The sequence below is a fragment of the Photorhabdus khanii NC19 genome (assembly GCF_000517265.1).
GTDB lineage: Bacteria > Pseudomonadota > Gammaproteobacteria > Enterobacterales > Enterobacteriaceae > Photorhabdus > Photorhabdus khanii.
In genome coordinates this window covers 327,234-352,538 of the sequence record NZ_AYSJ01000002.1, presented here as the reverse complement: position 1 = coordinate 352,538, position 25,305 = coordinate 327,234, and the positions used below count along the sequence as shown (strand labels likewise).

Genomic DNA, 25,305 nt, shown 5'->3' with positions numbered 1-25,305 from the left:
CGTGAAGAAACACCCTATAATCTGCATCCTGTTAGCCGTCTTCATGCTGACAGGATGTAAAATCGAACTCTATACTGGAGTTAGCCAAAAAGAAGGCAACGAAATGCTGGCCTTGCTCAGGGAAGCAGGAATTTCCTCGGATAAACAACCAGACAAAGATGACAATATCAAACTATTAGTCGAAGAATCCGATGTCGCACAAGCTGTTGAGGTGCTAAAACGCAAAGGGTATCCACGGGAGAACTTCTCCTCTTTACAGGATGTCTTCCCTAAAGACGGCCTTATCTCCTCACCGGTGGAAGAGCGAGCGCGGCTCAACTTCGCCAAAGCGCAGGAGATTGCCCGAACACTTTCTGAGATCGATGGCGTACTCGTAGCACGGGTACATGTGGTCTTGCCGGAGGAACAAGACAGACTGGGTAAAAAGTTATCGCCGGCCTCTTCTTCTGTGTTTATCAAACACGCGGCTGACGTTCAACTCGATACTTATATTCCCCAGATAAAGCAACTGGTCAATAACAGCATCGAAGGACTGAGTTATGACCGCATCAGCGTCGTATTAGTCCCGGCGGCAGGCGTACGTCAGGTACCATTAGCACCACGCTATTCCACGTTATTCTCTATCCAGGTTACTGAAGAATCACAAGGCCGCCTGATCGGAATTCTGGTTTTATTGTTAGCCTTGTTATTCATCAGCAATCTAGCTCAGTTCCTGTGGCACCGAAGCAGGATGCAATAATGGCAACAGCATTAACGCCCTACCAATTTCGGTTTTGCCCTGCCAGTTATATTCATGCAAACCATCTAGCACCAGATTGGCTTACAGTCTTATCTTCCCTGCCTGAGTGGCGTAGCTCCCCCAGAATCAATGGCCTATTGTTGACTCAATTTGACCTGAATGTGGATTATGAGTTACCAGCCGGATTGGGAAATATTGCCTTGCTGGAGCAATCATACTTAGAACAACTTCTTACCTGGCTGGGAGCCTTACTTCACGGGCAAGCTATTCGCCATTGCCTGTTGGCGGCAGAACTTCGCCATTTACATGATTCACTTGGGAAAGAGGGGCATCATTTCTGCTTAAAGTATCTCGACATCATCATTGGCAACTGGCCGGCGGGTTGGCAACGTTCATTGCCAACCACAATCAATGAGAATTATTTTCGTACCAGTGCCTTACAGTTCTGGCTAATGGCTATGGAGCCCTTTCCCGCCGATTTCGCCAAACGCCTGAGCTTGCGGCTTCCCCCTCATAACAATCTCCCTGCCTGGCCTGTCAGCCAGGCAGAACGACCACTGGCACAGGCATTGTGTCTCAAATTGGCTAAACAAGTGAATACAGAATGTTACCTTTTATTAAAATAACAAAAGAACATCTTCAATTTTCTCCTGAACTTCTGATATTGCGTAAAGCAGACTATCAAACCTGCCTCAATGCTCAATCTCTGCTTGATGCCGCCCAGATCCAGGCTCAGGAAATTGAACGTGAAGCCCAAACTGTTTATGAGCAACAAAAAGAGTTAGGCTGGCAGGCCGGTATTGATGCCGCCCGCGCAGAACAAGCCAACTTGATTCACCAAACCCAGCTCCAATGTCAACAATATTACCGACAAGTCGAGCAACAAATGAGCAATGTGGTATTGCAAGCTGTTCGTAAAATCCTGAAGAATTATGACCAGGTTTCCCTTACCTTACAGGTGGTTCGTGAGGCCCTTTCATTAGTCAGCAACCAAAAACAGGTCATCCTGCGGGTTAATCCTGAACAGGCCGCAACAGTACGCGAACAGATATCCCGGGTACATAAAGACTTTCCTGAGATCGGCTACTTAGAAGTTACGGCGGATGATCGCCTCGATCAGGGCGGCTGCATTCTGGAAACAGAAGTCGGGATCATTGATGCCAGCTTAGATAGCCAACTCGACGCACTCATGTCCGCTATTAATAATCAATGGCAAAGTTGACTATTTCGCCACCCAACTGGATAAAAAACAGACATTCTTGGCGTAATAACCAAGGAATTCTTTATTTCTGCAACATCCATAAAAAAGAGAGTTGGAACCTTTCTGGAATGAGAGTCTTACAACATTCCAGATATACAACTGGTTTTCGACGGAAAGTGAAAATTTCTTCTGCCGTTATTAATATTCTCTATTTCGACAAAACATTATGATTCACTCTATCTGATATCCAGGTTCATATTCCCTGGAATAATCCTGCAAAAAACTATTCAAGGAGTGGCCATTGTCTCCCATCTCAGTTATTAATCACCAAAGAATATTTCCTACCCAACAACTCAACACCACAGCCGTTAATCAGCCACAGGGCGAACTCTCTGGTCGATCCCTGAAAGTCTCTTCCCCCAGACCTGGATTGCTGGAACGCCTCTCAGCTACGATTCAACGCAATCTGCCAGGCCACTCCATGCTCGATCGCCAACTAACGACTGATGGCAAGAAAAACCAGGAGAGCCGCTTCACCTTCAGCATGATAATGGACAGAATCATTCACTTTGCAGTCAGCACTAAGCTGGGGAGCGTCCGGGATTCTGCGGGTAAGCATGGCGGCGAAGTCACCTTCAAATTTGCCCAGACCAAAGGTGCCTTTCTGGACCAAATCATGAAACACAAAGACACCGCCGGCGGCGTCTGTGAATCCATATCCGCCCACTGGATAAGCGCCCATGCCAAAGGTGAGAGCGTCTTTGATCAACTCTATGCTGGAGGTCAGAAAGGTCAGTTCCATATCGATTCTCTGGTTTCCATCAAACAATTGCAGATGGATGGCCTAGATCCGTATGCCGATCAAGCCAAAATAACCGAATCCTGGCTCAGTGAGAATGGCATCCAACCACGAAGTCCACTTGAAGTAAGCGGCGAAACTGGCAACAAAGGCACAAAAGATCTACTAAACGCCATCCTGGATACAGGTGACAAAGGATCGGGCTATAAGAAGATCAGTTTTGACGGAAAGATGGCTGGACACACAGTAGCAGCCTATGTAGATGACCAAAAAGGGATCACCTTCTTCGATCCTAACTTCGGCGAGTTCAACTTCCCTGATAAAACCTCATTCTCCAACTGGTTTACTCAGGATTTCTGGTCCAAGTCCATGTATAACAAGGAAATCGGTCTGGGACAACATTTCCAAGTTCTTAACTACGAGCCTAAAACACAATGACACATGACTACCACCAACTAATAGAAACCCTGTTCTCCAAACTTGGCCTCCCAGCGTCCCCTACCGACGATGACATCTACACTTTGGAGGTCAACGGACGTTTTCAGGTACTGATAGGCCTTTATCACGATGACTGGCTACAGTTGTTCTGCGAACTAGGCTCCGAAGTTAGCCGCTCTAACAACCTTTTTGGACAACATTGGCCTGCCCATGTCCAGGGTGATCTGGATGGACAAGCAATCCTGTGGTCACAACGCCCTTTGCCCGAGGTGGATATGGTTGAACTACAGGCTTGGTTAGAGCGTTTCATTGACGACATTGAACAACGCCTTACACCTGACACCCACCAGCCGAAAGATCTGCCCCCTCCTTCCCTGATGCGGGTCTGAAAAGGGACGACTATCGAGCTATAAGCTCAATGGAGGCCTCAAGATTTGGTGCCCAAAAAAGTCGTACTGATCGTTTGAGAGAGATATTGAACGATCCTATGCCCATAGGATAATCCGGTATACATTTCTTGTGCCGGATTTTTTCTATAATAGTCTGGGAATAGCATGTAACATTTTGGCGGGTACACATGCGAAAAACCCGCAATTAAGCGGGTTTTTACTATTAACAACTTTAACTGCTCAGGTTCTCACCTTCATCGCTATCGTAAAGCCGCTAATGGATTTAAGCAGTTAAGTCAAATCAAGATAATACGATAACATTTACCGCTGATGGACCTTTAGCACCATTCTCAATAGAGAATGAAACTTCTTGTCCTTCTTCCAGCGTTTTGAAATTATTGCTCTGAATTGCAGAATAATGAACAAAAACGTCTTTGCTGCCATCTTTCGGAGAAATAAAGCCAAAACCTTTATCGTTATTAAACCATTTTACTGAACCAGTCATTGCATTAGACATAGAATTTTCCTTTAATTTTATTTAAGTCGCCATAAGGCATATTAGGTCTGTTTTTCAGTTTTACTTATGGGTACTAATTAGAAGGAATTCGCAATGAAGTGGTATCGTGGATAGCGCTAAATGGTGAACTGCTTTAACTTGCTTTTCATAAAGTAGGTCTGTACTTCCAAACCATTGAGGCTATTAAATCACATATACTGAAATTTAGCAAATTTTAATTTCATTTATTTTTTTGATGTTTCCCTTTTCCCAAATTGCTGATTTATGCGTACTGATAGCACCACCAACACGATAACTGACTAATTTATAAAAATTTCTTATCTAAAACCATATTTGGAATGCCTGAGATTGGGTGACCTACTTCACAAGTTACTGAAATTAAAACACACACTGCCCACATGCTTTTACAACCATCTAACACCATATAGCAGCATTAACGCACCCATTACGCTCAATAACATTGACTGAATTCACTATAATGCCAATGTATTCTACTATTTTGCATCAGGACTCACCTCAGAAATTCAATTGAATATCCGCAGAAACATGGCTTTATCTTGCAAATCCCGTAAAAACTTAGCTATGGTATTGAGATACGAAAAAGGCCACATCAAAGTGTAGCCTTGAGCCAAGAATTAAAAACTGTCGAACCAGCCAAGCAATCACATGTTGCTTTGCTTATGATTTCGTAGCAAATTATCTGAATTTACGATCAGATTCCACTACTCTAAGAACATAATTAATTTGTAAAAAGTCCAATTTAAAAATTGGTCTGTCCTATGTTAGTACATTCGCAGAATAATAAAACTTTCATCGTTTACAAGACTAAACATAAAATGCTTCGCTCCTCCACCATTACTCAAAGTTTTTGCTGCGTAGTAATCAAAGTTATGACCAATTATACTACTTAATGACGTTTAGAAAACTTCTTGAATCTTGAAACACCCAAATCTTCTGATTATTCTTTGGGAGATCTGTCACAATGACAAATTTAAGTATATTTTTAGGATCCGTACCAGGACCTGCCAGCCGAATTAGTGTACCTGTAGCCCGTGCAGAATTCTCTGGTACAATTTCTGGTAGTTGAGGTATGTTTCCAACACTTACGCTTAAATCATTTAATAAATTATTCTTAACCATTTTAATAAATGTAATCTCAAATGTATCAATAATTCTCTCTAACATTTTATTCACCTATATTATTAATAATTTAAATAAAAATCGTGATAATATTTCGAATGAAATTTATTTTTAAATTCAACAGCCTAATATAACCACTAGATAACTTTCCATAATACCGCTACACTTTTACTGTTCCTGCTCGACTGCCCGGAAAGGGTGAAGCGGCGGCCATAAATCGATTTACTTTTCCCAGTAATTGCCACATATATTGGCAAGTATGATTTCGTGTGACAGTCTCGTGTAAAGACTGCCAAAGTCGTTCTATTTTATTAAGCCAGGGTGAATAGACAGGTAAAAACAGAAGATGAAATTTAGGGTTCTTTTTCAACCAATTTTGCACTTTACAACTTTTGTGGATCACATAATTATCCAAGATTAACGTCAGTTTTTTCGCTTGACGATAAGTGTATTTCAGTCTTTCTAACAGCCTGATAAACAAATCAGAATTCTTTTTTTCTCCTTTAACATAAGTGACCTCTTTTGTTTGCGCATTGAGGCAACCTGTAAGGTCATGCTTTTCATTTTTTCCCGGTGTGATTACCCGTTTTTGCTGGCCTTTGAAACACCAATCTGCGCCGATTTTCGGGTTTAAATCAATGTCGGCCTCATCTTCATAAAAGACGGGATGTTTTTCTGAAATATTCGCTTTGGCTTCCGTGATTTTTGCCATTTTCTCACTATATTCAGGATCAAGTTGTTTCACTGTGGGTGCCGCTCTACGCCAGACAATACCCGCCTGAACGATATAACGATATATACCCAAGAAACTTCAAGATGCAGCTTTTAGCACCTGAAAATGGTCGTTAATTCTAGATATCAGCGAGTCCGCTATATCAGGTAGCGTTGTGGTGAAAAATTTGAATACTTTGTCTCGAAATTCATGTTTATTAGCGAAATAACGGTTATTTCGAACAGGTTCATTCATGACCTTCCATAATCGCTCTATCGGGTTTAAATTTGGGCTGTATGGCGGAAGGTAATGTCACTCAATATTGCTAACATAAGCCCAATCCTTCACAAGATGAGTTTTGTTGTAACCCGCCCCATCCACAATAAGATGAATTTTTTGATGATAGTTAGGATAAGACTTTCTTATTTCATTGAAAAAACGGCAAATGTTGTGATCATTGATGGTTTGATATTCCTGGAACACCGTACGACCAATGGCATTCAGGTTGAGTGCACCCAATATATTCAGGCGAGTTCGGCTTCCGGTTGTTTTGACTGTTTTTTCTCGCCTTTTTGTATCCAACCATAACCGAGTTTAGTGCCTTGAGTCGGGTGAACCGCGTCAAGAAAAAGGATGGGTTCGTCTTTTGCTGTGACTTTAAGATTTTCATAATATTCAATAAATTGTATCTGTTTTTCTGCATCGAATTTATGAGGGACACCACACGGTTTTTTATAAGAAAACCCCTGACGGCGTAGCCATTTATTCATGCCTGGAATGCTAAAAGTAATATTCCAGAGCTGAGCAACATAGGCCACTATTTCATGTGTGTGATGGAAAAGATGTTGAGATAAGTGGTTGATTAAAAAATCAGTTTGCTGTCGAGAAAGTAAACTATCAGATCCCCCATTATCAGATTTAAGTTTACCTTGATTAAGGTAATCACTGATATGGCGATCAACGGTGGTCTGATGGAGTCGCAATGCCTGGGCTATCATCACAGAACGCCACCCTTCAGAAGCAAGAAGGATGGCTTTTATTCTATCACGTACTTGGCCATCACGAGTTGTGTCGTGAAGACGTTCAAGTTTGATTTTTTGTTCTGATGTGATAAATATTTTCATGGCGAGAATAATGATCTCCATTTCGTATAAAATCAAGCATCTTCAATGATCACGGGTATATAACTATCTCTCTCAGGAATCTTAATCTGCAATTATCTTAGTAAATAGATTATAAGGTACGACGTTAAATACGATGCCGTACCTCTCGGCATTAATAAATCAGTCCTGCTCCATACACCCATAAGACTAAAGCGAACCAAAATCATTAGAAATTCTTCACATTAAGCCATTTTACCCTTTGCCCCAACTCTGCAACAATTTATACTCCGAATAACGGTATTTCTGTTACATAGTACCTGTTATATCCCGAATATTCTGGTTTCTATGCCCTCAGTCTTCACCGATTTTGCACAATACATTAACAAGCTCTCACCACATACTCTGTACATAAAGATGATCATGCCAGCTGTACTGATGATCTCTTTAGCTATACTTATCATTGCCTATTTGATGAAGATCGAAGAAAGGGATACCCTAATAGGAAAATATAAAAATGAAAAAATTAATTGTTTTAGCTGGAGAATCGCCACCTCCCTTCCCTGAAAAACAGGATTTCCTGGAGGCTGGCTAATGAAAAATAAGCTCATTGGCATACAGCAAACCGCTACACATTTTTATGATGGAATGACCATCATGGTAGGCGGTTTTATGGGCGTAGGTACGCCTCCTGGTTTAATCACCGCATTACTAAATTCCGGTGTAAAAGATCTGACTCTGATTGCTAACGATACTAGCCGTGTCGACTTCGGTATCGGCCCTCTTATTGTTAATCATAGAGTGAAAAAAGTTATCACCTCACATATTGGTACTAATCCAGAAACTGGACGTCAAATGATTGCAGGAGAAATAGAGGTGGAACTGGTTCCTCTAGGCACGTTGATTGAACGCATCCGTTGCGGCGGAGCCGGTTTGGGCGGATTCCTGACTCCTATCGGTGTAGGTACTTTTGTAGAGGCTGGAAAACAAAAAATAACCCTCAACGAAACAGACTACCTGCTGGAACTCCCACTGCGTGCTGATCTAGCGTTGATTCAGGCTCATCTTTCCGACCATCAGGGCAACCTGACTTATCAGTTAAGCGCGCGTAATTTTAACCCAGTGATCGCTCTGGCTGCGGATATCACGATTGCCGAGCCGGATGCATTGGTTGAAGTGGGTGAGATTGCACCGGACTGCGTTATGACACCTGGCGCACTGATCGACTATATCGTTTATCCGAGAGGAAATTCATAATGAACGCCAAACAACTTATTGCCCACCGTATTGCACTTGAGCTACAAGACGGCGATGTTGTTAACCTCGGCATCGGTATTCCCACGCTAGTCGCGAACTATCTGCCCGATAACATTCATATTACCCTCCAGTCAGAAAATGGCTTTCTGGGTCTTGGCCCCGTTACAGAACCCCATCCGAATCTGGTCAATGCCGGTGGAAAACCCTGTGGCATCCTGCCCGGTGCCGCCATGTTTGACAGTGCATTCTCTTTTGCCTTAATACGTGGTGGTCACATAGATGCTTGTGTGCTAGGTGCTCTGCAAGTTGACCAACATGCCAACTTAGCCAGTTGGATGATACCGGGAAAAATGGTGCTCGGTATGGGGGGCGCTATGGATCTCGTCACAGGTGCCCGCAAAGTAATTATTGCAATGGAACACTGTACCAAAGACGGATCCGCAAAGATCCTCAAGCAATGTACCCTACCGCTAACCGCCGTCAACAAAGTCAAGATGATCGTCACTGAACTGGCCGTCTTCTACTTTGAACAAGGGCAGTTAATCCTGAAAGAACATACACCAGGTATCACACTAGAAACTCTACAGGAAAAAACCGAAGCAGAATTCAGCGTCGCACACGATCTCAAAGTCATGTCCGTTCCAATGCAGAAAAATAGAGGATGATTGGTCATATTAACAACATACTGACTGGTTTTCTTGATCTACTAGACCTTACTACACCGCTGACCACACTTACCTTCAGGATGGTAATGTTGTTAACCCAATACACGCTAACTCATTTAGCTTAAATAATAAAACTGGCATATTCGACTAATAGAGTGCAATTTTTCAGAAGGTGGTCAGTTGCTATAGCAAACATCTTTCCCGCCAAAGGAAAAAATAGAAGGTGTTCACAAGTGGGAAAAATGACATTTGTTGTTAAGTATGCGGATAGTATAGTAAAGAACCAACCGTTTCCTTCAATACCAATATTCTCGGCAGCAGGCCGGTAATTATTTCAGTGGGTGATAGAGTTACCCCAGAGTGGATATCGGTTGAGGATGAACGACCAAGTGAAAGGATTGGGAGCAATATCCTCCTAATAACTGATGCTCAGGGATTTATTACCTGTGACTGGTTTAGGATTTCGAATAAAACTGCACTAATGTAACCCACTGGATGGAAGTACCACCACCAACGGAAGGAGAATAAACCATGAAATCGAGTGTTAATAACAATGACCACTCTCTGACGGATATGAATAAATCTGCACTAATTATTGGATGCAAAAGGGGTAAATGAATGGCAACAAGGTAATATCGGTTATGCGGAACTGAAAAAAAGCAAACCTACACTCTGACAGATGTATGCAAAGCGGAATGAATTTCCTAAACCAGAAAGAATTCCAAGCGGAATTTTCTTAGGATGGACGGAAACAGTGCATGAGGAGTGGGTTAGAAAAGATAAAACACAGAATAACTAACTTGACCCGCTGCTGTTTACGGGGTTTGTTTTTATCAACGTAACTCTTTGATTTTTCTGGTACGCCCTACAGGATTCGAACCTGTGACCTACGGCTTAGAAGGCCGTTGCTCTATCCAGCTGAGCTAAGGGCGCATCTTGGGAGATGAGCTGCATCAGTAATGCTCTGATGCGGGGTGAGATTATACGGGGACAAGCCCTTGAGTCAATGGCTTTTCTGCTTATAAATCTCCATCTGGCTATTTTCTGATTATCAATAAAACTGACAGCACGCTCATGTTCTGACAAAATAGGCGTATCCCAATGTTTGATTTATGGATTTATTAGTACATGCCAGCAAAAATTATTGACGGGAAAACGATTGCGCAGACAATCAGAAGAGAAGTCGCAGAACGTGTTCAACAACGTGTCGCAGCGGGAAAACGTGCTCCCGGTCTTGCCGTTGTTTTAGTAGGGGAAAACCCCGCTTCTCAGATTTATGTCGCAAGCAAACGCCGTGCCTGTGAAGAAGTCGGGTTTATCTCCCGTTCTTATGATCTGCCAGATACTACCAGTGAAGCAGAGTTACTGAACCTTATCGATCAGCTTAATAACGATTCAGAAATTGATGGAATTCTGGTGCAGCTCCCTTTACCTGCCGGTATCGATAACGTCAAAGTTCTGGAGCATATCCAACCCGATAAGGATGTTGATGGCTTCCACCCCTATAATATTGGTCGTCTGTGTCAACGTGCTCCCAAGCTGCGCCCCTGTACTCCTCGCGGGATCGCAACGTTGCTTGAACGCTGCGAAATCAATACTTATGGTCTGAATGCCGTCATTATCAGTGCTTCAAATATTGTTGGTCGTCCAATGAGTCTGGAACTGCTACTGGCTGGCTGTACCACCACAGTTACTCACCGCTTTACCAAAGATTTACGTCACCATGTGGAACATGCGGATCTGCTCATTGTGGCTGTCGGTAAACCGAACTTTATCCCCGGCGAATGGATTAAACCAGGTGCTATCGTTATTGATGTAGGTATTAACCGTCTGGAAGACGGAAAGGTCATTGGAGATGTTGATTTTGAAACTGCATCAGAGCGGGCAAGCTGGATTTCGCCTGTTCCAGGGGGTGTTGGTCCAATGACAGTAGCCACGCTTATCCAGAATACCTTGCAAGCCTGCGAGGAATACCACAACGTGGAAAAAACTGAAGGTTGTTAATGGAAATTTTTCATTTAGAAGGCCATCCTCATGTGGAGCTATGTGCTCTGCTGAAGTTTCAAGGATGGAGTGAAAGCGGTGCTACCGCCAAAGCAGTTATTGCTGAAGGTCTGATTGAAGTTAATGGTCAAACAGAAACGCGCAAACGCTGCAAAATTATTGCTGGGCAGGTTGTTACCTTCAACGGTGACTCTGTTTGCATCAAAGAATAACTAAAATAGGCTCCCAAAAAGGGAGCCTTAATCATGAAAGTCAGTTCAGTGACTCAAAATATATTTAACTTACTTACGACGCCAACTCGTTCCCTGTGGGCCGTCTTCCAGCTCAATTCCCATTTCATTCAACTGATTACGGGCAGAATCTGCCAGCGCCCAATCTTTGTTTTGACGGGCATCATTACGCTGCTTAATCAGAGCTTCAATTTTGGTAATTTCTTCATCATCAGCCTGAACGCCACTATGCAGAAATTGTTCCGGCTCTTGTTCCAACAAGCCTAAAATGCCTGCCAGTTTACGTAACTCAGCCGCCAGGCCATTCGCCGCAACCATATTTTCTGATTTCAACCGGTTGATTTCACGTGCTATATCAAACAGTACTGAATAAGCCTCTGGCGTATTGAAATCATCATCCATCGCTTCCTTGAAACGCGCCTCAAACACTTCACCCCCTGCCGGTTGTACAGAAGCATCCGTGCCACGCAAAGAAGTATATAGACGCTCAAGCGCAGTACGCGCCTGTTTCAGGTTTTCTTCAGTGTAGTTAAGCTGACTACGATAATGGCCTGACAGCAGGAAGTAACGTACCGTCTCCGCATCGTAATATTCCAGTATGTCACGGATAGTAAAGAAGTTGTTCAGCGATTTGGACATCTTCTCTTTATCCACCATCACCATGCCAGAATGCATCCAATAATTCACATACGGGCCATCATGGGCACAGGTAGACTGAGCAATTTCATTTTCATGATGCGGAAACATGAGATCAGCACCGCCACCATGAATATCAAAATGGTTGCCTAACTGTTTGTTGTTCATGGCAGAACATTCAATATGCCAACCAGGACGACCAGCTCCCCACGGCGATTCCCAGCTTGGTTCACCCGGCTTAGACATTTTCCACAATACGAAATCCATTGGGTTACGCTTGACATCAGCTACTTCTACTCGTGCACCTGCCTGTAACTGGCTGAGATCCTGACGGGAAAGTGATCCGTAATCCGGATCACTCTCGACGGAAAACATGACATCACCATTATCCGCCACATAAGCATGATCACGTTTTATCAACGATTCTGTCAGTTCAATAATCTCTGGAATATGACAGGTCGCACGTGGCTCCAAGTCAGGACGTAAAATATTCAGCACATCAAAATCTTTATGCATTTCTGCCAGCATACGGCTGGTCAGATCATCGCAACTTTCACAGTTTTCCGCCGCACGCTTGATGATTTTATCATCAACATCGGTCACGTTGCGCACATAGGTCAAATCGTATCCCAGATAGCGCAGGTAACGGGCAACCACATCAAAGGAAACAAATGTTCTACCGTGGCCAATATGGCACAGGTCATAAATCGTGATACCACACACGTACATCCCTACTTTTCCTGGATGGATTGGCTTAAATTCTTCTTTCTGGCGACTGAGGGTATTGAAAATTTTTAGCATCGGGATTTTCCGTAAATTCACTGTACGCGTGATTAAAAATAACGAATTGATAATTCTGGATTTATGTCCTTATCTCATAAATAAGTTCTCGATATGGCATAGTCCAATAAGATATTGAAACCTGATATTAAGCGCTTTGCAAGGTTGACGAGCAAGATAGCTTACTGAAATTAATAGGTACTGACTCATTATGGTAGATGTGATATAAAAGCCGCCTGGTCCAAATGCCCTAAACCGGGTTAATCAAAACTATTATTAGGATTTCAATTATGGTGACTTTCCATACCAATTTTGGCGATATCGTAATTAATACTTTCGCTGACAAAGCTCCTGTAACTGTTGAAAATTTCTTGAACTACTGCCGCAATAACTTCTACGATAACACTATCTTCCACCGTGTTATTAACGGTTTCATGATTCAAGGTGGTGGGTTTGAACCTGGTATGAAACAAAAATCGACTGACGCGGCTATCAAAAACGAAGCCAATAATGGTCTGAAAAACAATCGTGGCACTCTGGCTATGGCACGTACCAATGATCCACACTCCGCGACTGCACAGTTCTTCGTCAATGTTGTTGATAATGATTTCCTGAACTTCCGTTCTGAGCGTCCTGATGGCTGGGGTTACTGCGTATTTGCAGAAGTGGTCGAAGGTATGGATGTTGTTGATAAAATCAAAGGCGTATCTACCGGCCGCAGCGGTATGCACCAAGACGTACCACGCGAAGACGTTATCATCGAAAAAGTGACTGTCAGCGAGTAATTCACTAAGTATGTGCACACTTTTTATCGCAGATTTACATCTCAGCGAACACGAACCGGCAATCACTGCCGGTTTTCTGCGCTTTCTGCATGAGGATGCTATTCAGGCGGATAGTCTCTATATTCTCGGTGATCTGTTCGATTACTGGATTGGCGATGATGATCACAACCCTCTCCACCATGAAATTGCTGCTGCATTAAAAATACTTAAAAAACAAGGTGTTACCTGTTATTTTATTCATGGTAACCGTGATTTTCTGATCGGTTCCCGCTTTGCTGAAGAAAGCGGAATGATACTGTTACCACAGGAAAAAATTGTGGAATTGTATGGTAAGCGAGTGCTTATCCTGCACGGAGATACTTTGTGTACTGATGACGAAGGTTATCAACAATATCGTAAACGGGTTCATACCCCGTGGATCCAGCGCCTATTTTTATTATTACCTCTGTTTATCCGTCAAAAAATCGCCAAAAAAATGCGGGCAAACAGCCAATCTGTCAACAGCAGAAAATCCGCAGCAATTATGGATGTCAACCAACAAGCCGTTATTGATGTTTTTGAGCAATATCAAGCTGACTGGGTGATTCATGGACATACTCACCGCCCTGCTGTACATAAAACTCTTCTGCATAACAAAATCATCTACCGTGGTGTGCTTGGTGCATGGCACCATCAAGGCTCAATGTTCAAAGTCACAGACAAATCAATCGATCTTATCTTTTTCCCATTCTGATTGATGGGGGAGCACTCACATCCAGGTAATACAATCAAAGTATAAAGCAACGCAATCGTTTTCCTTAGCTTGCGACCATGATATGATCCGCGGCCTTAAAGCGCTATTTTCGTTCTGGTGGACGTTAAAACACAGGAGCATTTGATTTATGATTGCCCGGCCTGATTCAGCAGGAACAACTCAACACAACGCCAAAATTGCCATCGTCATGGGGTCCAAAAGCGACTGGGCGACTATGCAGCACGCGGCGGATATTCTCACTGCCCTTGATATCCCCTTTCATGTTGAAATTGTTTCTGCCCACCGTACACCAGATAAACTATTCAGGTTTGCCGAACAAGCTGAACAAAATGGTTTTGATGTCATTATCGCTGGCGCAGGTGGTGCTGCCCATTTACCCGGAATGCTGGCAGCTAAAACGCTGGTACCGGTTCTGGGCGTACCCGTACAAAGTGCGGCACTTAATGGTGTAGACAGCCTTTATTCAATCGTACAGATGCCAAAAGGTATTCCCGTCGGCACTCTGGCGATTGGGAAAGCAGGTGCAGCAAACGCAGCCTTGCTAGCAACGCAGATTCTGGCTCGTCATGATAAAGATTTGCTGAAGCGTCTTACCTATTGGCGTGAAACACAAACTCAGGATGTACTCGATAATCCCGATCCACGGGAGGAAGCATGAAGCCAGTTTGTGTATTAGGTAACGGTCAGCTCGGCCGGATGTTACGTCAGGCGGGTGAGCCTTTAGGTATCACGGTTTATCCGGTTGGCTTGGATGCAGAACCCGAAGCTGTTCCTTACCAAAATAGTGTTATCACCGCCGAAATTGAGCGCTGGCCGGAAACCGCCCTCACCCAAGAACTCGCCCGCCATAAGGCTTTTGCTAATCGGGATATTTTCCCCCGCCTGGCAGATCGTCTGCCACAAAAGCAATTAATAGATAGCCTTGGGCTTGCAACTGCTCCGTGGCACTTACTGTCTGATATCCGCCAATGGCCACAACTATTTGCAGAACTCGGCCATTTCGTCATCGTTAAACGCCGTATCGGCGGTTACGATGGCCGTGGACAATGGCGCATCCACCCCGGAGATGAAACAGCGTTACCGACCGATATTTATGGTGAATGTATTGCCGAACAAGCGATTCCTTTCTCTGGTGAAGTGTCATTGGTAGGTGCACGCAATGAAAGTGGTGATTGTGTGTTCTATCCATTGACTCACAATCTGCATCAAGATGGCATTCTGCGGGCCAGTATTGCCTTTCCTCAGGAAAACTGCCATTTACAACAGCAGGCCCAGAACATGTTGTCAGCCATTATGCATGAGCTGAAATATGTCGGCGTAATGGCAATGGAGTGTTTTATCGTCGATGATCATTTACTGATTAATGAACTGGCGCCACGGGTTCACAATAGTGGTCACTGGACTCAGAACGGTGCTTCCATCAGCCAGTTCGAATTACATCTCCGCGCTATTCTGGATTTACCCATGCCTCAACCAGAAGTTACTGCGCCATCAGTCATGGTCAATTTGATTGGCACAGAGGTAAATAATCAATGGCTCAGTTTGCCATTAGTACACTTGCATTGGTATGAGAAAGAAGTTCGTCCGGCACGTAAGGTCGGTCACCTTAATCTTTCTCATTCAGATAAAAACAAATTAAAAAATACGTTGCAAAAACTAATCCCAATGCTGCCACCTGAATATCAGAGTGGTCTGGAATGGGTGCAGGAAAAATTAAATTAGCTGTTTATCAGCTAATAGCCCGGAGTTAAATGTGGAAGCGGAAGTAAAATAATTTACCGCTCCACACTTCCACTTTTTTATAATTATTTTATATTCCTTTAATTATTATGTTAATTTATTAGCATTAATAGCCCTGGATACAGTATCTACAATAGTTCTCGTTGTTTGATCTATTTCATAATTCAGTAAATCGCCAATTTTAATATCACTAAGATTAGTGGCTCTTAATGTTTCCGGAATTAAATTCAATTCTATAGTTTTATTTTCTTCATTTATGCCATTTATTGTTAAACTACAACCATGAAGACCAATAAAACCTTTATGGAAAAAATATTTGATATTATCTTCAGGAATACTAATAATTAATCGATAGGTTTCTCCAGTTTCGATAAAATCAACGACTTTTGCTACGCCCTCAATATGTCCATATAGACTATGCCCACCATTTTCTTTATGCATTTGATGTGATCTTTCAATATTAACTTTATCTCCCACATCTAAAAATTTTAATGTGGTCACGTCAGCAGTAAAATCAGAAATATCAAAAGAAACAATATCATTTTTAAATTGTGTCACAGTCAAGCATGTGCCATTAATAGCAACACTCGCCCCCACAGCAACATCATCAAAGAAATGGTTAATATTACTTATAGTCAATGTGCTAAATCCATTTCTCTTATCAAGAGATAATACTGTCTCTTTTCCTTGTACAATTCCAGTATACATAATTACCCCATTATATTAAGTAAAAAAACATTAAACAATAACTTTTATATTATCTTGAAATATATTCCTGGTAAAGAGTTATTAATGGTATTTTTACGACTTATTTTATCAAATTATTGTGTTAAATTTATGAGATTTTACTGTCAAATAAACAATTAAATATCAAATAAGATTTATAATTAAAATCAATAAAAATGATAATTCAAAAAACTATATTTATATACTTTACAAATAATAAAAGATCATATCTTATAAAATATTTTACATAGCAATTTACAATATTTAAATTGTAATTCACTATTAACCTTAATTCCACTATGATAGAGAAAATAATAATTCATTGTTGTCATTTCTATAACTATTTCTCATTATAAATAAAATCATAAAATTCAGTGATCTAAGTCACAATTGCATAAATATTTTCATACAACAATAAATTAACAATATTCTTTCCGTTCTGGAACAAAAAGTTAAATAAAAAAACCATCGCTAATTAAATAATCAATATATTAGCGATACTAAAAAATAACTAAAGTTAGAATAATCTTATCTTTCTACACTTAAAATCAAATCTCCCTTTGACAAAACCGTCTCATTAGATCAATGCTATCGCCATTATTAGTCCGATAACGTATAAAAAGGGGAACCCTCGTGTTATTTGCCGGGAAAGCCCACGATCCTAAAAGCTGCCCACAGTTTTTTTTCACTTTAGGGCTCTCTTCTCCATTTTCTTGTGCCGCTTCTTATCTGGCAATGGCTTGGTATTGGATCAGCACCAGATTAAAACAGAGAGAATTATCTGCAATATTGTTACTGCTACCGGTAATCAATCAAGCTCAGGCAAGTGATTTTGTTAATTTTCAATCTGTTGATACCAGCCTTTATATGCAATTTGAAAACCGGGTCGATCCCAGAAAAACGATCTCACCCATTTTAGAGGCTTTCGGTGACTACAGTGTCGGAGATATGTACGTCTATAGTATTTGGCAAAATTCACTGCAAAGCGATTATACCGGTGATAAAAGCACCTACTATTATAAACTTGTACCAAGAGTGAGCTTTAGTAAAGTGACTGGTAATGACATTTCTTTTGGGCCGTTAAAAGATATTCTGTTCGCTCAATGGGTTGCTAAAACCAAAGGTATAGATTACGACTACTTCCCAGGTATCAGCATTGACTGGCAAGCAGACTGGATTAGCTGGTTACGTACAATTTTTTATTTTGAGAATAACGCCAAAGGGAACTGGAACGATCAGCGAATTCATATTGATTATGGAATTCCCTTCAATAATCGTTTAGGTGATTTTCGGGTTGTCGGGACTTTCGATTATACATTAGGCTTACATGGACAACCCAAAACTATCGATTTCAAACCCGAGTTGCACTATGATTTAGGAAAATTCCTAGGCAATCAACCAGGCCACTTATGGACTGGCATCGTCCTGAATCCAATAAAAAATAAATACAAAATAAAAGATACCCCTTATTATCGAACGGATCAATTTAGCTACGGGATCTTTATTCGATATAGTTTTTTCTGATACCGAAATAAAATATCAGAAATTTTTGATGACCTTTATCCATTATGGAGTCAAGATGCCCATTCAACATGACAGGTTCGGACGTACTTATCAGTGGCTCCTGCTGATACTTTTGGGTCTGGTTTATTTTTTGGTCACCGCAACGACATTTACCTCATTGGGCGTTGTGTTACCCAGCATGATCAAGGAATTACACTGGAGTTGGACTGACGCAGGTTTGGGATTCACTTTACTTGGCCTGTCATGTGGGCTGTCCAGTTACCTTCCGGCGATGCTTATTCGCCATACGAGTGTCCGGGCCACTTTGCTGATCGGTACGCTAATTTTCATCACCGGTTTTTACATTCTCTACAACACCCACAGTATCACCGCCTATTTCACCGGCACAACGCTGCTGGGGATCGGTTTTAGCCTTATGGCTACCGTTCCCGGAACTTATGTCATTAGCCGGCTTTTTGAAAAACAGTCTCTGGCCTTTGGTATCTATTTCACCATTGGTGGATTAGGTGGTGTGCTTGGCCCATGGATCTATTTCCTGGCAACAGTATTCTGGGGAAGCTGGCGCATGCACTGGGCAATCTCCGGGGTATTACTGACCCTGTTCAGCCTGTTGACTATTTTAGTGATGCGCGAAGGCAAAAAAGAAAATGCCCATGCGGAACAAGTCAGTAAAAATCAACAAGATCAAACCCCTTCCAGCATCTATCGCACCAAGGAAATCTGGAATGCCCGGCAAGCACTGCAAACGTGGCAATTCTATGCCATTGCGGCAGCTTATACCTCTTTCTTACTGTGCGGAATAACCGTTAACAGTTTTGCTGTAGCCCACATCACCGAAAATGGATTCAGTGAGTCTGTTGCCGCTTCCTCGCTCAGTATTTTGGCTTTTATCAATGCGTTTTCAAGATTTGCCGGAGGAGCTGTTGGTGAATGGCTCGATCCCAAAAAGCTTCTTATCGGCAGTCTGTCAATAATTATCTGTGGTCTTATCGCACTAAGTGCTGCCTCTTCATGGACATTTTTAATCCTGTTTACTTTATGTATTGGCATCGGTTATGGCATGACCTTTCTGGCATCCAGCCTATTACTGTTCAATTACTTTGGGCGTAAGCCTTACCTAGAATTGTTCTCGGTGGTGAACCTGATCTCCACTATCGCGTGTTTCGCCCCTTTCTTAGTAGGAGCGATTAAAGATTATTCAGGTAGTTTTACACCCGCATTCTTCATTATTGCCATACCCGTGCTTACCATTCTGATTATCACATTCACGATGCAACCACCTTCACAAATAGTGAAAAAACACTCTGATAACAGTACCTTGCTTAACTGAATTTAAAAATAAAATGGACCTGAAAAGGTATTCCTTACAACATAAAAACAAGGAATTAATAATGGCAAAAAAAGAATTCGGTGTATTTCTGCCCATAGCTAAAGGTGGGTGGATTATTTCTAAAAATACACCACCACTAGATGCTTCTTATCAGCAAAACCGTGAAGCCGCTATTCTGGCTGATCAAATTGGCCTGGACTTCATTATGTCCATGAGCAAATGGCGTGGCTTCAGCGGTGAAACGGAACATTGGGGTTGTTCGCTGGAATCCGTCACGATGATGGCTGGTATCGCTGAAGTGACTCATCATGCCAAACTTATCGCGACCATGCATGCTGGGCTGCATAATCCTGCCGTGGCAGCTAAGATGATCGCCACATTGGATCAGATTAGTCATGGACGCGCCGGGTTGAATATTGTCTCCGGTTCATTCAAAGATGAATTTGAACAAATGGGAGAATGGGATAGTGATTTAGATCACGATCAGCGTTATGCAATGACTGAAGAATGGACCCAATTGATCAAACGGCTTTGGTGCGAGAAGCAGGTTAATCACCAAGGAGAGTTCTTTAATTTGAAGAATTGTGTTTCTGAACCTAAACCTGTTTCCGTTCCACGTCCTTATTTGGTCTGTGCCGGTCAATCAGAATGTGGGCTGCGCTTTAGTGTACGTAATACTGATGTGTGTTTCATTGGCGGTAAGGATGAAGAAGAGACACAGCAAATAAGCCTAATGGCCAAACGTATTGCGGCAGAATACGGTACAACCACCAAGACCTTTTGTATGTGTACGATTATCTGCGCCGAAACAGATGAAGAAGCTGAAACTCTGGCTCAGTTCTATCGAGATGGCCTGGATATCGGCGCAGTTAAGAACATGATGCATATTTTCGGCGTCGATGTTGGTGAAAAAAGCAATGCTATGGTTGAACGATCCCAAAATGCCTTTATGACCCACACGGCTATCGGCAACCCGGAAACTTGTCGCAGACAATTGTCAGATTTACTGCGTGAATGCGAGCTGGATGGCGTTATGTTAATCTTCCCTGATTATGTCGAAGGTCTCACGACTTTCGGCGCAAAAATCCTGCCACAACTTAGAGCCGAATTTGCTTAAACAACGATAAACAGATCAGCAAATAATATGGCGTATCTCCCTGGGAATGGGTTCACCCGTATCGGCGATCTTACCCATTCCCCGGATGTTACAAATATCGCCTTTTTACCCCTGAACCCGCCGGTGTAATCCCGTTCCCCGTAACAATCTTATCCCCAGCCAACTACCACACGACGAAAGTAACAGGCTGCCGCTGATTGGCAGTAAGAGCCACATTTGCCACTCTGGTTGCCATGGAAAATCAAACACTTTTGTTTGCAACAACCAAAGCGCCACTTCAGCACCTAATGCCGCGGTAAAACCCGCCATTAGCCCAAGCAAAGCGAATTCACTCCAGAGAGTACGGCGCAGTAATGGCTTACTGGTACCCAAGGTACGGTAAACCACCAACTCAAGTTGTCGTTGATGCATCCCTACCTGAACCTGAGCCAACAGGAGTAATGCGCCACATACCATAACCAGCCCAACCATGACCTCCAACGCCCTGCCTACCTGCTGCAAAATACCCTGAATTTGCTTAATCATCGCACCGGTATCAAGCAAGCTCAACGTTGGAAACTGGCGATTAAGACTGGTTAGCAATCGGCCATCCCCTTGATAATGGAAACTGGTCAACCAGGTTTGTTGCTGATTTTCCAATGCCCGTTTTGGGAAAATAAAGAAGAAATTTGGCCGAAAACTTTCCCAGTCCACCTGCCGGATGCTGCTTACTGTGGCGCTAAATTGCTGCGTATCGCCACTGAATGTCAGTTTATCGCCGATTTTGATTGCCAAACGTTCAGCAACCCCCTTCTCAATAGAAACTTCATCCTCTTTGGGTGGCCAATTGCCCTCTACCAGAGCATTAAATGGTGGCAATTCCTCTTTCCATGTCAGGTTCAATTCCCGTCGTACAGTGTTGCTGTCCGGTTCTCTGGCATCTGCCCACGTTATTGCTGACTGACCATTAATCTCCGTCAAACGGGCCAATACCACCGGATAGAATTCCGCCGGTTTAACCTGATACTGAGCCAGCAAATTTTCCACTTGTGGAATTTGCTGTCCAGTCATATTAATCAGAAAATAGTTTGGACTGTCCGCTGGCAGTTGTTGTTGCCAGCGATCAAGCAAATCTCCCCTAACTACCAACAACAAAGCAAATAACATAAATGATAAAGAGAAAGCCGCCAATTGCGTTACCGTCTGCAATGGCTGCCGCAGTAATCGGTTAACCGCCAGACGAAAACTGAGCTGGCGGAATTTCAGATGACGTAATAGCCACAATCCCCCCCAACCGAGCACGGCCAGTGATACCGCAACAATCATCATGCCGGCAAGTAACGCCCATAACATAGGCTTAGTTTCAGCCAGCAGACTCAGCCCGCTAATCACCACCAGCGCCACCAACGGTAGGTAATAGCGCAACGGCCAGATGGGCGCGATAATATCATCACGCAGTACCCTTGATGGTTGGGTTGCCATTAACTGTTTGTACGGACGTATCCCCACCAGCAAAGCGATAACCGATAATGCCCCTAATGCCCATATCCACGGCCAGAATCCCGCTTGTGGTAACGTCTTCGGTAGCATAGCCGCCAGAATCTGCACCAGCAGATATTCAAACATCAATCCAAGAAGCGCCCCCACCAGTGCTGCCGCACTCAATATCACCAGCCATTGACCAATCACCCATTTACGTAACGCCCAACGTCCCGCACCCAGTGTTTTAAGCACCGCAATCAAGTCATAGCGGCTACGGCAATAGTGAGTCATTGATACGGCTACCGCCGCGACAGCAAGTAATAATGTGAGCAAAGCCGATAACAACAAGAATTGCTGCGCCCTATCAATAGATTTTGCCAGCGCGCCACTATCCTGCTTCAAGGTATTCCAGCGCTGATCAGCCTTAAGTTGGGGATCAATTAGCTGTTGATATTGATAAACCGCTTCTTTATCACCAGAAAACATATAACGGTAAGTCAGACGGCTGCCAGGCTGAATAGCGCCGGTAGATTGCGCATCATCAAGATTGATCAAAATCCGTGGCGCAATCTGGAATGGATTAAAACCACTGTCTGGCTCCTGAATTAATTCTCCACTCACCCTGAGCGTGGTATCCCCCACATCCAGATTATCGCCAACTTTAATTTTCAATAGTTCAAGCAAACGAGGTGCTACCAGCACCGTGCCTTTTTCTGCTTTCAAACCCGGAGGATGGGTTACCAGCTCACCATATAACGGATAACGACTGTCCGCGGCTTTGACACTGGCAAGTTGAGGAATGTCCCCAGCATAAGTCATTGTGGAGAAAGAGAGCTGGCGGCTCAACTTTAGCCCAAGGTTTTTCGCCTGCTGTAACCACCCTTCATCTACTGGATAAGAGGCACGCAGAACTAAATCACCCGCCAGAAAATCCCGGCTCTGGTAATGAACACTTTGATCAATGCGATCACTGATCCTTCCCAATGCCAGCACACAAGCCACTGCCAGCGTCAGAGATAACCAGACAATCAATAAAGAAGGCGTGCGCCACTCACGCCAAAACCAGCGCCAAATCATTTTTCTTCCCTCAATTTGCCATCAACCAACCGCAAACAACGCTGGCAACGTGCCGCAAGCTGGCTATCATGAGTGACCAGAATTAATGTTGTGGCGTAATCACGATTGAGAGAAAACAGTAAATCAGCAATACGATCTCCCGTTTGCCGATCCAGATTCCCTGTTGGTTCGTCAGCAAACAAAATCTTAGGTTGGCTACTGAATGCCCGTGCCAACGCCACCCGCTGTTGTTCACCACCAGAAAGTTGTGCCGGCATATGTTTTAAGCGCTTCCCCAATCCGAGTTGCTCTAGTAATTCAACCGCCCGTTTCTTGCTGTTATTTTCAGACTCGCCACGTAATAGAGCCGGAAGCTGGGCATTCTCCAATGCGTTTAACGTCGGAATTAACATAAATGACTGAAAAACAAAACCGACATTTTCAGCCCGCAGTTGTGCCCTTTGTTCTTCATTCATCCGGCTTAAATTATGCCCCAGCAGCCGAACCTCTCCGTCACTACCATCATCCAACCCGGCAATAATGCCAAGCAACGTGGATTTACCGGAACCCGATTCGCCCACCAGAGCAATCGTCTGTGCAGGCTCGACAACCAACCCGACTCCCTGCAATATAGTGATCCTATGTTCCCCCTGACCAACGTGCTTACTGAGATGCTGAACTTCAAGAATATTCCCCGTTACCATTTACTCTTCCTTTTACTGGTGGTGCTATTCAGCGCCAGAGCGACTGCCGCTGATACTCTTTTGATTCTAGGTGATAGCCTTAGCGCCGGTTACCATCTGCCAGTTGAACAGTCATGGCCTGTTTTGATGGACAAAAAGTGGCAAAAATCCGGCAATAAAATCACTGTTATCAACGGCAGCATCAGCGGTAATACCGCGGCTCAGGGCCTTGAAAGGCTGCCCGAATTACTTAAACAGCATAAACCCCGTTGGGTCCTGATAGAACTTGGCGCCAATGATGGATTACGCGGTTTTCCTCCACAACAAACAGAACAGGATCTGCAACAAATCATCACCTTAGTGAAACAAGCCAATATTCAGCCTTTATTGATGCAGATCCGTCTGCCACCAAACTATGGGCGACGTTATACCGAATCTTTTGCCGGGATTTACCCCAAACTGGCAGAACACAATCAAATTCCCCTGCTCCCGTTTTACATGGAACAAGTCGCTATTAAACCAGAATGGGTACAACAGGATGGATTACATCCCAATCTGGCTGCTCAACCGTTTATCGCCGACTGGATATCTGACATATTATTAGTACACCTTAATCATTCTTAAGTAGTAAACCATCAGTTTTTACAAATTGATGTATATAAGCAGGTAAAGTTATGCAAAAGTCAGTTCTTATCACCGGCTGTTCCAGTGGAATTGGTCTGGAGGCGGCCAAGACACTCCATCAACGGGGCTATCGAGTATTAGCCGCCTGCCGGAAACCCGAGGATTTACAACATATGCGCGAATTAGGGCTGGAACCTATCGCATTGGATCTTGATGATAAAATCAGTGTCGAACGTGCCGCTGCCGAAGTGATCCGATTAACCAATGGTCGCCTTTACGGACTGTTTAATAATGGCGGCTTTGGTATTTATGGTCCGCTAAATACTATCAGCCGTGAACAACTGGAACGCCAATTCTCTACCAATTTGTTTGGTACACATCAACTTACCTGTTTATTACTTCCAGCAATGCAACTGCATGGTGAAGGCCGTATTATCCAAACCAGTTCAGTCATGGGGCTGATTTCAACCCCAGGCCGCGGTGCTTATTCTGCCAGTAAATATGCTTTAGAAGCATGGTCAGACGCATTAAGAATGGAATTGGCGGGAACAGGAATTAAATCCTGCTTGATTGTACCTGGCCCGATAAAAACACGTTTTGCAGAAAATGTGAATCAGACTCAACGCGATAAACCCGTGGTAAATTCTAGAATTGCCCGCCATTTCACCCTGACTCCCGAAGCCGTTGTGCGCAAACTGATTCATGCTTTAGAAAGTCCGAATCCTAGATTACGTTATCCGGTTACTTGGATAACCCATGCTGTAACCATTATGCGCCGAATTTTGCCGGGAAGATTAATGGATAAAATACTGAGTAAACAGAGTGGTACAACTTGAAAGTCAGGAAAATAACCTCATCTGTTTAATAAGACCCTACGACAACCGAATTTAAGAGACTA

The 25,305-nt window shown here is 43.2% G+C and carries 24 protein-coding genes, 1 tRNA gene and 2 pseudogenes; 18 read left to right on the top strand and 9 right to left on the bottom strand.

Annotated features, from left to right (window positions below):
* The first annotated feature begins 1 nt into the window (after position 1).
* The 5 genes from sctJ to PTE_RS01610 all read left to right on the top strand — a co-directional run bounded on the left by sctJ (position 2) and on the right by PTE_RS01610 (position 3,566).
* Entirely contained in the window at positions 2–739 is a 738-nt protein-coding gene (gene sctJ / locus PTE_RS01630) for a type III secretion system inner membrane ring lipoprotein SctJ (RefSeq protein ID WP_071880956.1), read from the top strand.
* A complete protein-coding gene (locus tag PTE_RS01625; protein ID WP_036842579.1) occupies positions 739–1,365 on the top strand; it encodes a Yop proteins translocation protein K in 627 nt (208 codons plus the stop codon). The genes sctJ and PTE_RS01625 overlap by 1 nt, the downstream gene beginning before the upstream one ends.
* Positions 1,344–1,961, top strand: a complete 618-nt coding sequence (locus PTE_RS01620) for an HrpE/YscL family type III secretion apparatus protein (protein WP_036842577.1) — start codon at positions 1,344–1,346, stop codon at positions 1,959–1,961. Before PTE_RS01625 ends, PTE_RS01620 begins: the two co-directional genes overlap by 22 nt.
* Before the next feature lie 280 nt (positions 1,962–2,241).
* A complete protein-coding gene (locus tag PTE_RS01615; RefSeq protein WP_051477065.1) occupies positions 2,242–3,177 on the top strand; it encodes a YopT-type cysteine protease domain-containing protein in 936 nt (311 codons plus the stop codon).
* Entirely contained in the window at positions 3,174–3,566 is a 393-nt protein-coding gene (locus tag PTE_RS01610; RefSeq protein ID WP_036842575.1) for a CesT family type III secretion system chaperone, read from the top strand. Before PTE_RS01615 ends, PTE_RS01610 begins: the two co-directional genes overlap by 4 nt.
* Before the next feature lie 301 nt (positions 3,567–3,867).
* Here PTE_RS01610 and cspE read toward each other — a convergent pair whose 3' ends face one another.
* The 4 genes and pseudogenes from cspE to PTE_RS01585 form a co-directional block, all read right to left on the bottom strand.
* Positions 3,868–4,083 carry a transcription antiterminator/RNA stability regulator CspE gene (gene cspE, locus PTE_RS01605; RefSeq protein ID WP_021323801.1) on the bottom strand — a complete coding sequence of 72 codons (216 nt, stop codon included), beginning with the start codon at positions 4,081–4,083 and terminating at the stop codon, positions 3,868–3,870.
* Positions 4,084–4,986: 903 nt separating this feature from the next.
* Positions 4,987–5,268 (bottom strand): hypothetical protein, encoded by a 282-nt coding sequence (locus PTE_RS01600; RefSeq protein ID WP_036842572.1) that lies wholly within the window; start codon positions 5,266–5,268, stop codon positions 4,987–4,989.
* A gap of 115 nt (positions 5,269–5,383) precedes the next feature.
* Positions 5,384–6,022, bottom strand: a pseudogene (locus PTE_RS01595) (IS630 family transposase); the annotation flags it as partial.
* A 12-nt stretch (positions 6,023–6,034) separates the two neighbouring features.
* Positions 6,035–7,059, bottom strand: a pseudogene (locus tag PTE_RS01585) (IS630 family transposase).
* Between the two features lie 570 nt (positions 7,060–7,629).
* Here PTE_RS01585 and atoD point away from each other — a divergent pair.
* Both atoD and PTE_RS01570 read left to right on the top strand, forming a co-directional pair.
* A complete protein-coding gene (gene atoD, locus PTE_RS01575; RefSeq protein ID WP_036842565.1) occupies positions 7,630–8,292 on the top strand; it encodes an acetate CoA-transferase subunit alpha in 663 nt (220 codons plus the stop codon).
* Positions 8,292–8,957 (top strand): CoA transferase subunit B, encoded by a 666-nt coding sequence (locus PTE_RS01570; protein WP_036842562.1) that lies wholly within the window; start codon positions 8,292–8,294, stop codon positions 8,955–8,957. Before atoD ends, PTE_RS01570 begins: the two co-directional genes overlap by 1 nt.
* 856 nt (positions 8,958–9,813) lie before the next feature.
* Here the strand turns inward: PTE_RS01570 and PTE_RS01565 are convergent.
* A tRNA-Arg gene (locus PTE_RS01565) sits at positions 9,814–9,890 on the bottom strand.
* Between the two features lie 195 nt (positions 9,891–10,085).
* Between PTE_RS01565 and folD the strand changes: the two genes are divergently transcribed.
* Both folD and ybcJ read left to right on the top strand, forming a co-directional pair.
* Positions 10,086–10,961, top strand: coding sequence for a bifunctional methylenetetrahydrofolate dehydrogenase/methenyltetrahydrofolate cyclohydrolase FolD (gene folD / locus PTE_RS01560; RefSeq protein WP_036842559.1), 876 nt, complete (start codon positions 10,086–10,088; stop codon positions 10,959–10,961).
* Positions 10,961–11,173 (top strand): ribosome-associated protein YbcJ, encoded by a 213-nt coding sequence (gene ybcJ / locus PTE_RS01555; RefSeq protein ID WP_036842558.1) that lies wholly within the window; start codon positions 10,961–10,963, stop codon positions 11,171–11,173. The genes folD and ybcJ overlap by 1 nt, the downstream gene beginning before the upstream one ends.
* 69 nt (positions 11,174–11,242) lie before the next feature.
* On the opposite strand, the gene cysS is transcribed toward ybcJ, so the two are convergent.
* Complete coding sequence (cysS, locus tag PTE_RS01550) at positions 11,243–12,628, bottom strand: cysteine--tRNA ligase (protein WP_036842556.1); 1,386 nt, start codon at positions 12,626–12,628, stop codon at positions 11,243–11,245.
* Between the two features lie 269 nt (positions 12,629–12,897).
* On the opposite strand from cysS, the gene ppiB reads away from it, so the two are divergent.
* The 4 genes from ppiB to purK all read left to right on the top strand — a co-directional run bounded on the left by ppiB (position 12,898) and on the right by purK (position 15,868).
* Complete coding sequence (gene ppiB, locus PTE_RS01545; protein ID WP_036842553.1) at positions 12,898–13,392, top strand: peptidylprolyl isomerase B; 495 nt, start codon at positions 12,898–12,900, stop codon at positions 13,390–13,392.
* Positions 13,393–13,402: 10 nt separating this feature from the next.
* Positions 13,403–14,125, top strand: a complete 723-nt coding sequence (lpxH, locus tag PTE_RS01540) for a UDP-2,3-diacylglucosamine diphosphatase (protein WP_036842551.1) — start codon at positions 13,403–13,405, stop codon at positions 14,123–14,125.
* 148 nt (positions 14,126–14,273) lie between these two features.
* Entirely contained in the window at positions 14,274–14,804 is a 531-nt protein-coding gene (gene purE, locus PTE_RS01535) for a 5-(carboxyamino)imidazole ribonucleotide mutase (protein WP_036842549.1), read from the top strand.
* Positions 14,801–15,868, top strand: a complete 1,068-nt coding sequence (gene purK, locus PTE_RS01530) for a 5-(carboxyamino)imidazole ribonucleotide synthase (protein WP_036842547.1) — start codon at positions 14,801–14,803, stop codon at positions 15,866–15,868. The genes purE and purK overlap by 4 nt, the downstream gene beginning before the upstream one ends.
* Positions 15,869–15,973: 105 nt before the next feature.
* Here the strand turns inward: purK and PTE_RS01525 are convergent, their stop codons facing one another.
* Positions 15,974–16,594 (bottom strand): riboflavin synthase, encoded by a 621-nt coding sequence (locus PTE_RS01525; RefSeq protein ID WP_036842545.1) that lies wholly within the window; start codon positions 16,592–16,594, stop codon positions 15,974–15,976.
* A 651-nt stretch (positions 16,595–17,245) separates the two neighbouring features.
* Here PTE_RS01525 and PTE_RS01520 point away from each other — a divergent pair.
* The 3 genes from PTE_RS01520 to PTE_RS01510 all read left to right on the top strand — a co-directional run bounded on the left by PTE_RS01520 (position 17,246) and on the right by PTE_RS01510 (position 20,583).
* A complete protein-coding gene (locus tag PTE_RS01520) occupies positions 17,246–18,136 on the top strand; it encodes an outer membrane protein OmpK (RefSeq protein WP_241826111.1) in 891 nt (296 codons plus the stop codon).
* A gap of 55 nt (positions 18,137–18,191) precedes the next feature.
* A complete protein-coding gene (locus PTE_RS01515; protein WP_036842539.1) occupies positions 18,192–19,466 on the top strand; it encodes an MFS transporter in 1,275 nt (424 codons plus the stop codon).
* A gap of 61 nt (positions 19,467–19,527) precedes the next feature.
* Positions 19,528–20,583, top strand: coding sequence for an LLM class flavin-dependent oxidoreductase (locus PTE_RS01510; protein ID WP_036842538.1), 1,056 nt, complete (start codon positions 19,528–19,530; stop codon positions 20,581–20,583).
* 105 nt (positions 20,584–20,688) lie between these two features.
* Here the strand turns inward: PTE_RS01510 and ybbP are convergent, their stop codons facing one another.
* Positions 20,689–23,121 carry a putative ABC transporter permease subunit YbbP gene (gene ybbP, locus PTE_RS01505; protein WP_036842536.1) on the bottom strand — a complete coding sequence of 811 codons (2,433 nt, stop codon included), beginning with the start codon at positions 23,119–23,121 and terminating at the stop codon, positions 20,689–20,691.
* A complete protein-coding gene (ybbA, locus tag PTE_RS01500; RefSeq protein WP_036842533.1) occupies positions 23,118–23,804 on the bottom strand; it encodes a putative ABC transporter ATP-binding protein YbbA in 687 nt (228 codons plus the stop codon). The genes ybbP and ybbA overlap by 4 nt, the downstream gene beginning before the upstream one ends.
* Here ybbA and tesA point away from each other — a divergent pair.
* Both tesA and PTE_RS01490 read left to right on the top strand, forming a co-directional pair.
* Positions 23,775–24,407, top strand: coding sequence for a multifunctional acyl-CoA thioesterase I/protease I/lysophospholipase L1 (tesA, locus tag PTE_RS01495; RefSeq protein ID WP_192903230.1), 633 nt, complete (start codon positions 23,775–23,777; stop codon positions 24,405–24,407). The genes ybbA and tesA overlap by 30 nt on opposite strands.
* Before the next feature lie 50 nt (positions 24,408–24,457).
* Positions 24,458–25,243: an SDR family oxidoreductase gene (locus tag PTE_RS01490; protein ID WP_036842528.1), complete on the top strand. Its 786-nt coding sequence runs from the start codon at positions 24,458–24,460 to the stop codon at positions 25,241–25,243.
* Positions 25,244–25,305 lie beyond the last annotated feature (62 nt).

Bases quoted from the DNA above. Each gene is read 5' to 3' on its own strand.
- PTE_RS01625 (WP_036842579.1), top strand. From the start codon at position 739: ATGGCAACAGCATTAACGCCCTACCAATTTCGGTTTTGCCCTGCCAGT.
- PTE_RS01620 (WP_036842577.1), top strand. From the start codon at position 1,344: ATGTTACCTTTTATTAAAATAACAAAAGAACATCTTCAATTTTCTCCT.
- PTE_RS01610 (WP_036842575.1), top strand. From the start codon at position 3,174: ATGACACATGACTACCACCAACTAATAGAAACCCTGTTCTCCAAACTT.
- cspE (WP_021323801.1), bottom strand. From the start codon at position 4,083: ATGTCTAATGCAATGACTGGTTCAGTAAAATGGTTTAATAACGATAAA.
- PTE_RS01600 (WP_036842572.1), bottom strand. From the start codon at position 5,268: ATGTTAGAGAGAATTATTGATACATTTGAGATTACATTTATTAAAATG.
- atoD (WP_036842565.1), top strand. From the start codon at position 7,630: ATGAAAAATAAGCTCATTGGCATACAGCAAACCGCTACACATTTTTAT.
- PTE_RS01570 (WP_036842562.1), top strand. From the start codon at position 8,292: ATGAACGCCAAACAACTTATTGCCCACCGTATTGCACTTGAGCTACAA.
- folD (WP_036842559.1), top strand. From the start codon at position 10,086: ATGCCAGCAAAAATTATTGACGGGAAAACGATTGCGCAGACAATCAGA.
- ybcJ (WP_036842558.1), top strand. From the start codon at position 10,961: ATGGAAATTTTTCATTTAGAAGGCCATCCTCATGTGGAGCTATGTGCT.
- cysS (WP_036842556.1), bottom strand. From the start codon at position 12,628: ATGCTAAAAATTTTCAATACCCTCAGTCGCCAGAAAGAAGAATTTAAG.
- ppiB (WP_036842553.1), top strand. From the start codon at position 12,898: ATGGTGACTTTCCATACCAATTTTGGCGATATCGTAATTAATACTTTC.
- lpxH (WP_036842551.1), top strand. From the start codon at position 13,403: ATGTGCACACTTTTTATCGCAGATTTACATCTCAGCGAACACGAACCG.
- purE (WP_036842549.1), top strand. From the start codon at position 14,274: ATGATTGCCCGGCCTGATTCAGCAGGAACAACTCAACACAACGCCAAA.
- purK (WP_036842547.1), top strand. From the start codon at position 14,801: ATGAAGCCAGTTTGTGTATTAGGTAACGGTCAGCTCGGCCGGATGTTA.
- PTE_RS01525 (WP_036842545.1), bottom strand. From the start codon at position 16,594: ATGTATACTGGAATTGTACAAGGAAAAGAGACAGTATTATCTCTTGAT.
- PTE_RS01515 (WP_036842539.1), top strand. From the start codon at position 18,192: ATGCCCATTCAACATGACAGGTTCGGACGTACTTATCAGTGGCTCCTG.
- PTE_RS01510 (WP_036842538.1), top strand. From the start codon at position 19,528: ATGGCAAAAAAAGAATTCGGTGTATTTCTGCCCATAGCTAAAGGTGGG.
- ybbP (WP_036842536.1), bottom strand. From the start codon at position 23,121: ATGATTTGGCGCTGGTTTTGGCGTGAGTGGCGCACGCCTTCTTTATTG.
- ybbA (WP_036842533.1), bottom strand. From the start codon at position 23,804: ATGGTAACGGGGAATATTCTTGAAGTTCAGCATCTCAGTAAGCACGTT.
- PTE_RS01490 (WP_036842528.1), top strand. From the start codon at position 24,458: ATGCAAAAGTCAGTTCTTATCACCGGCTGTTCCAGTGGAATTGGTCTG.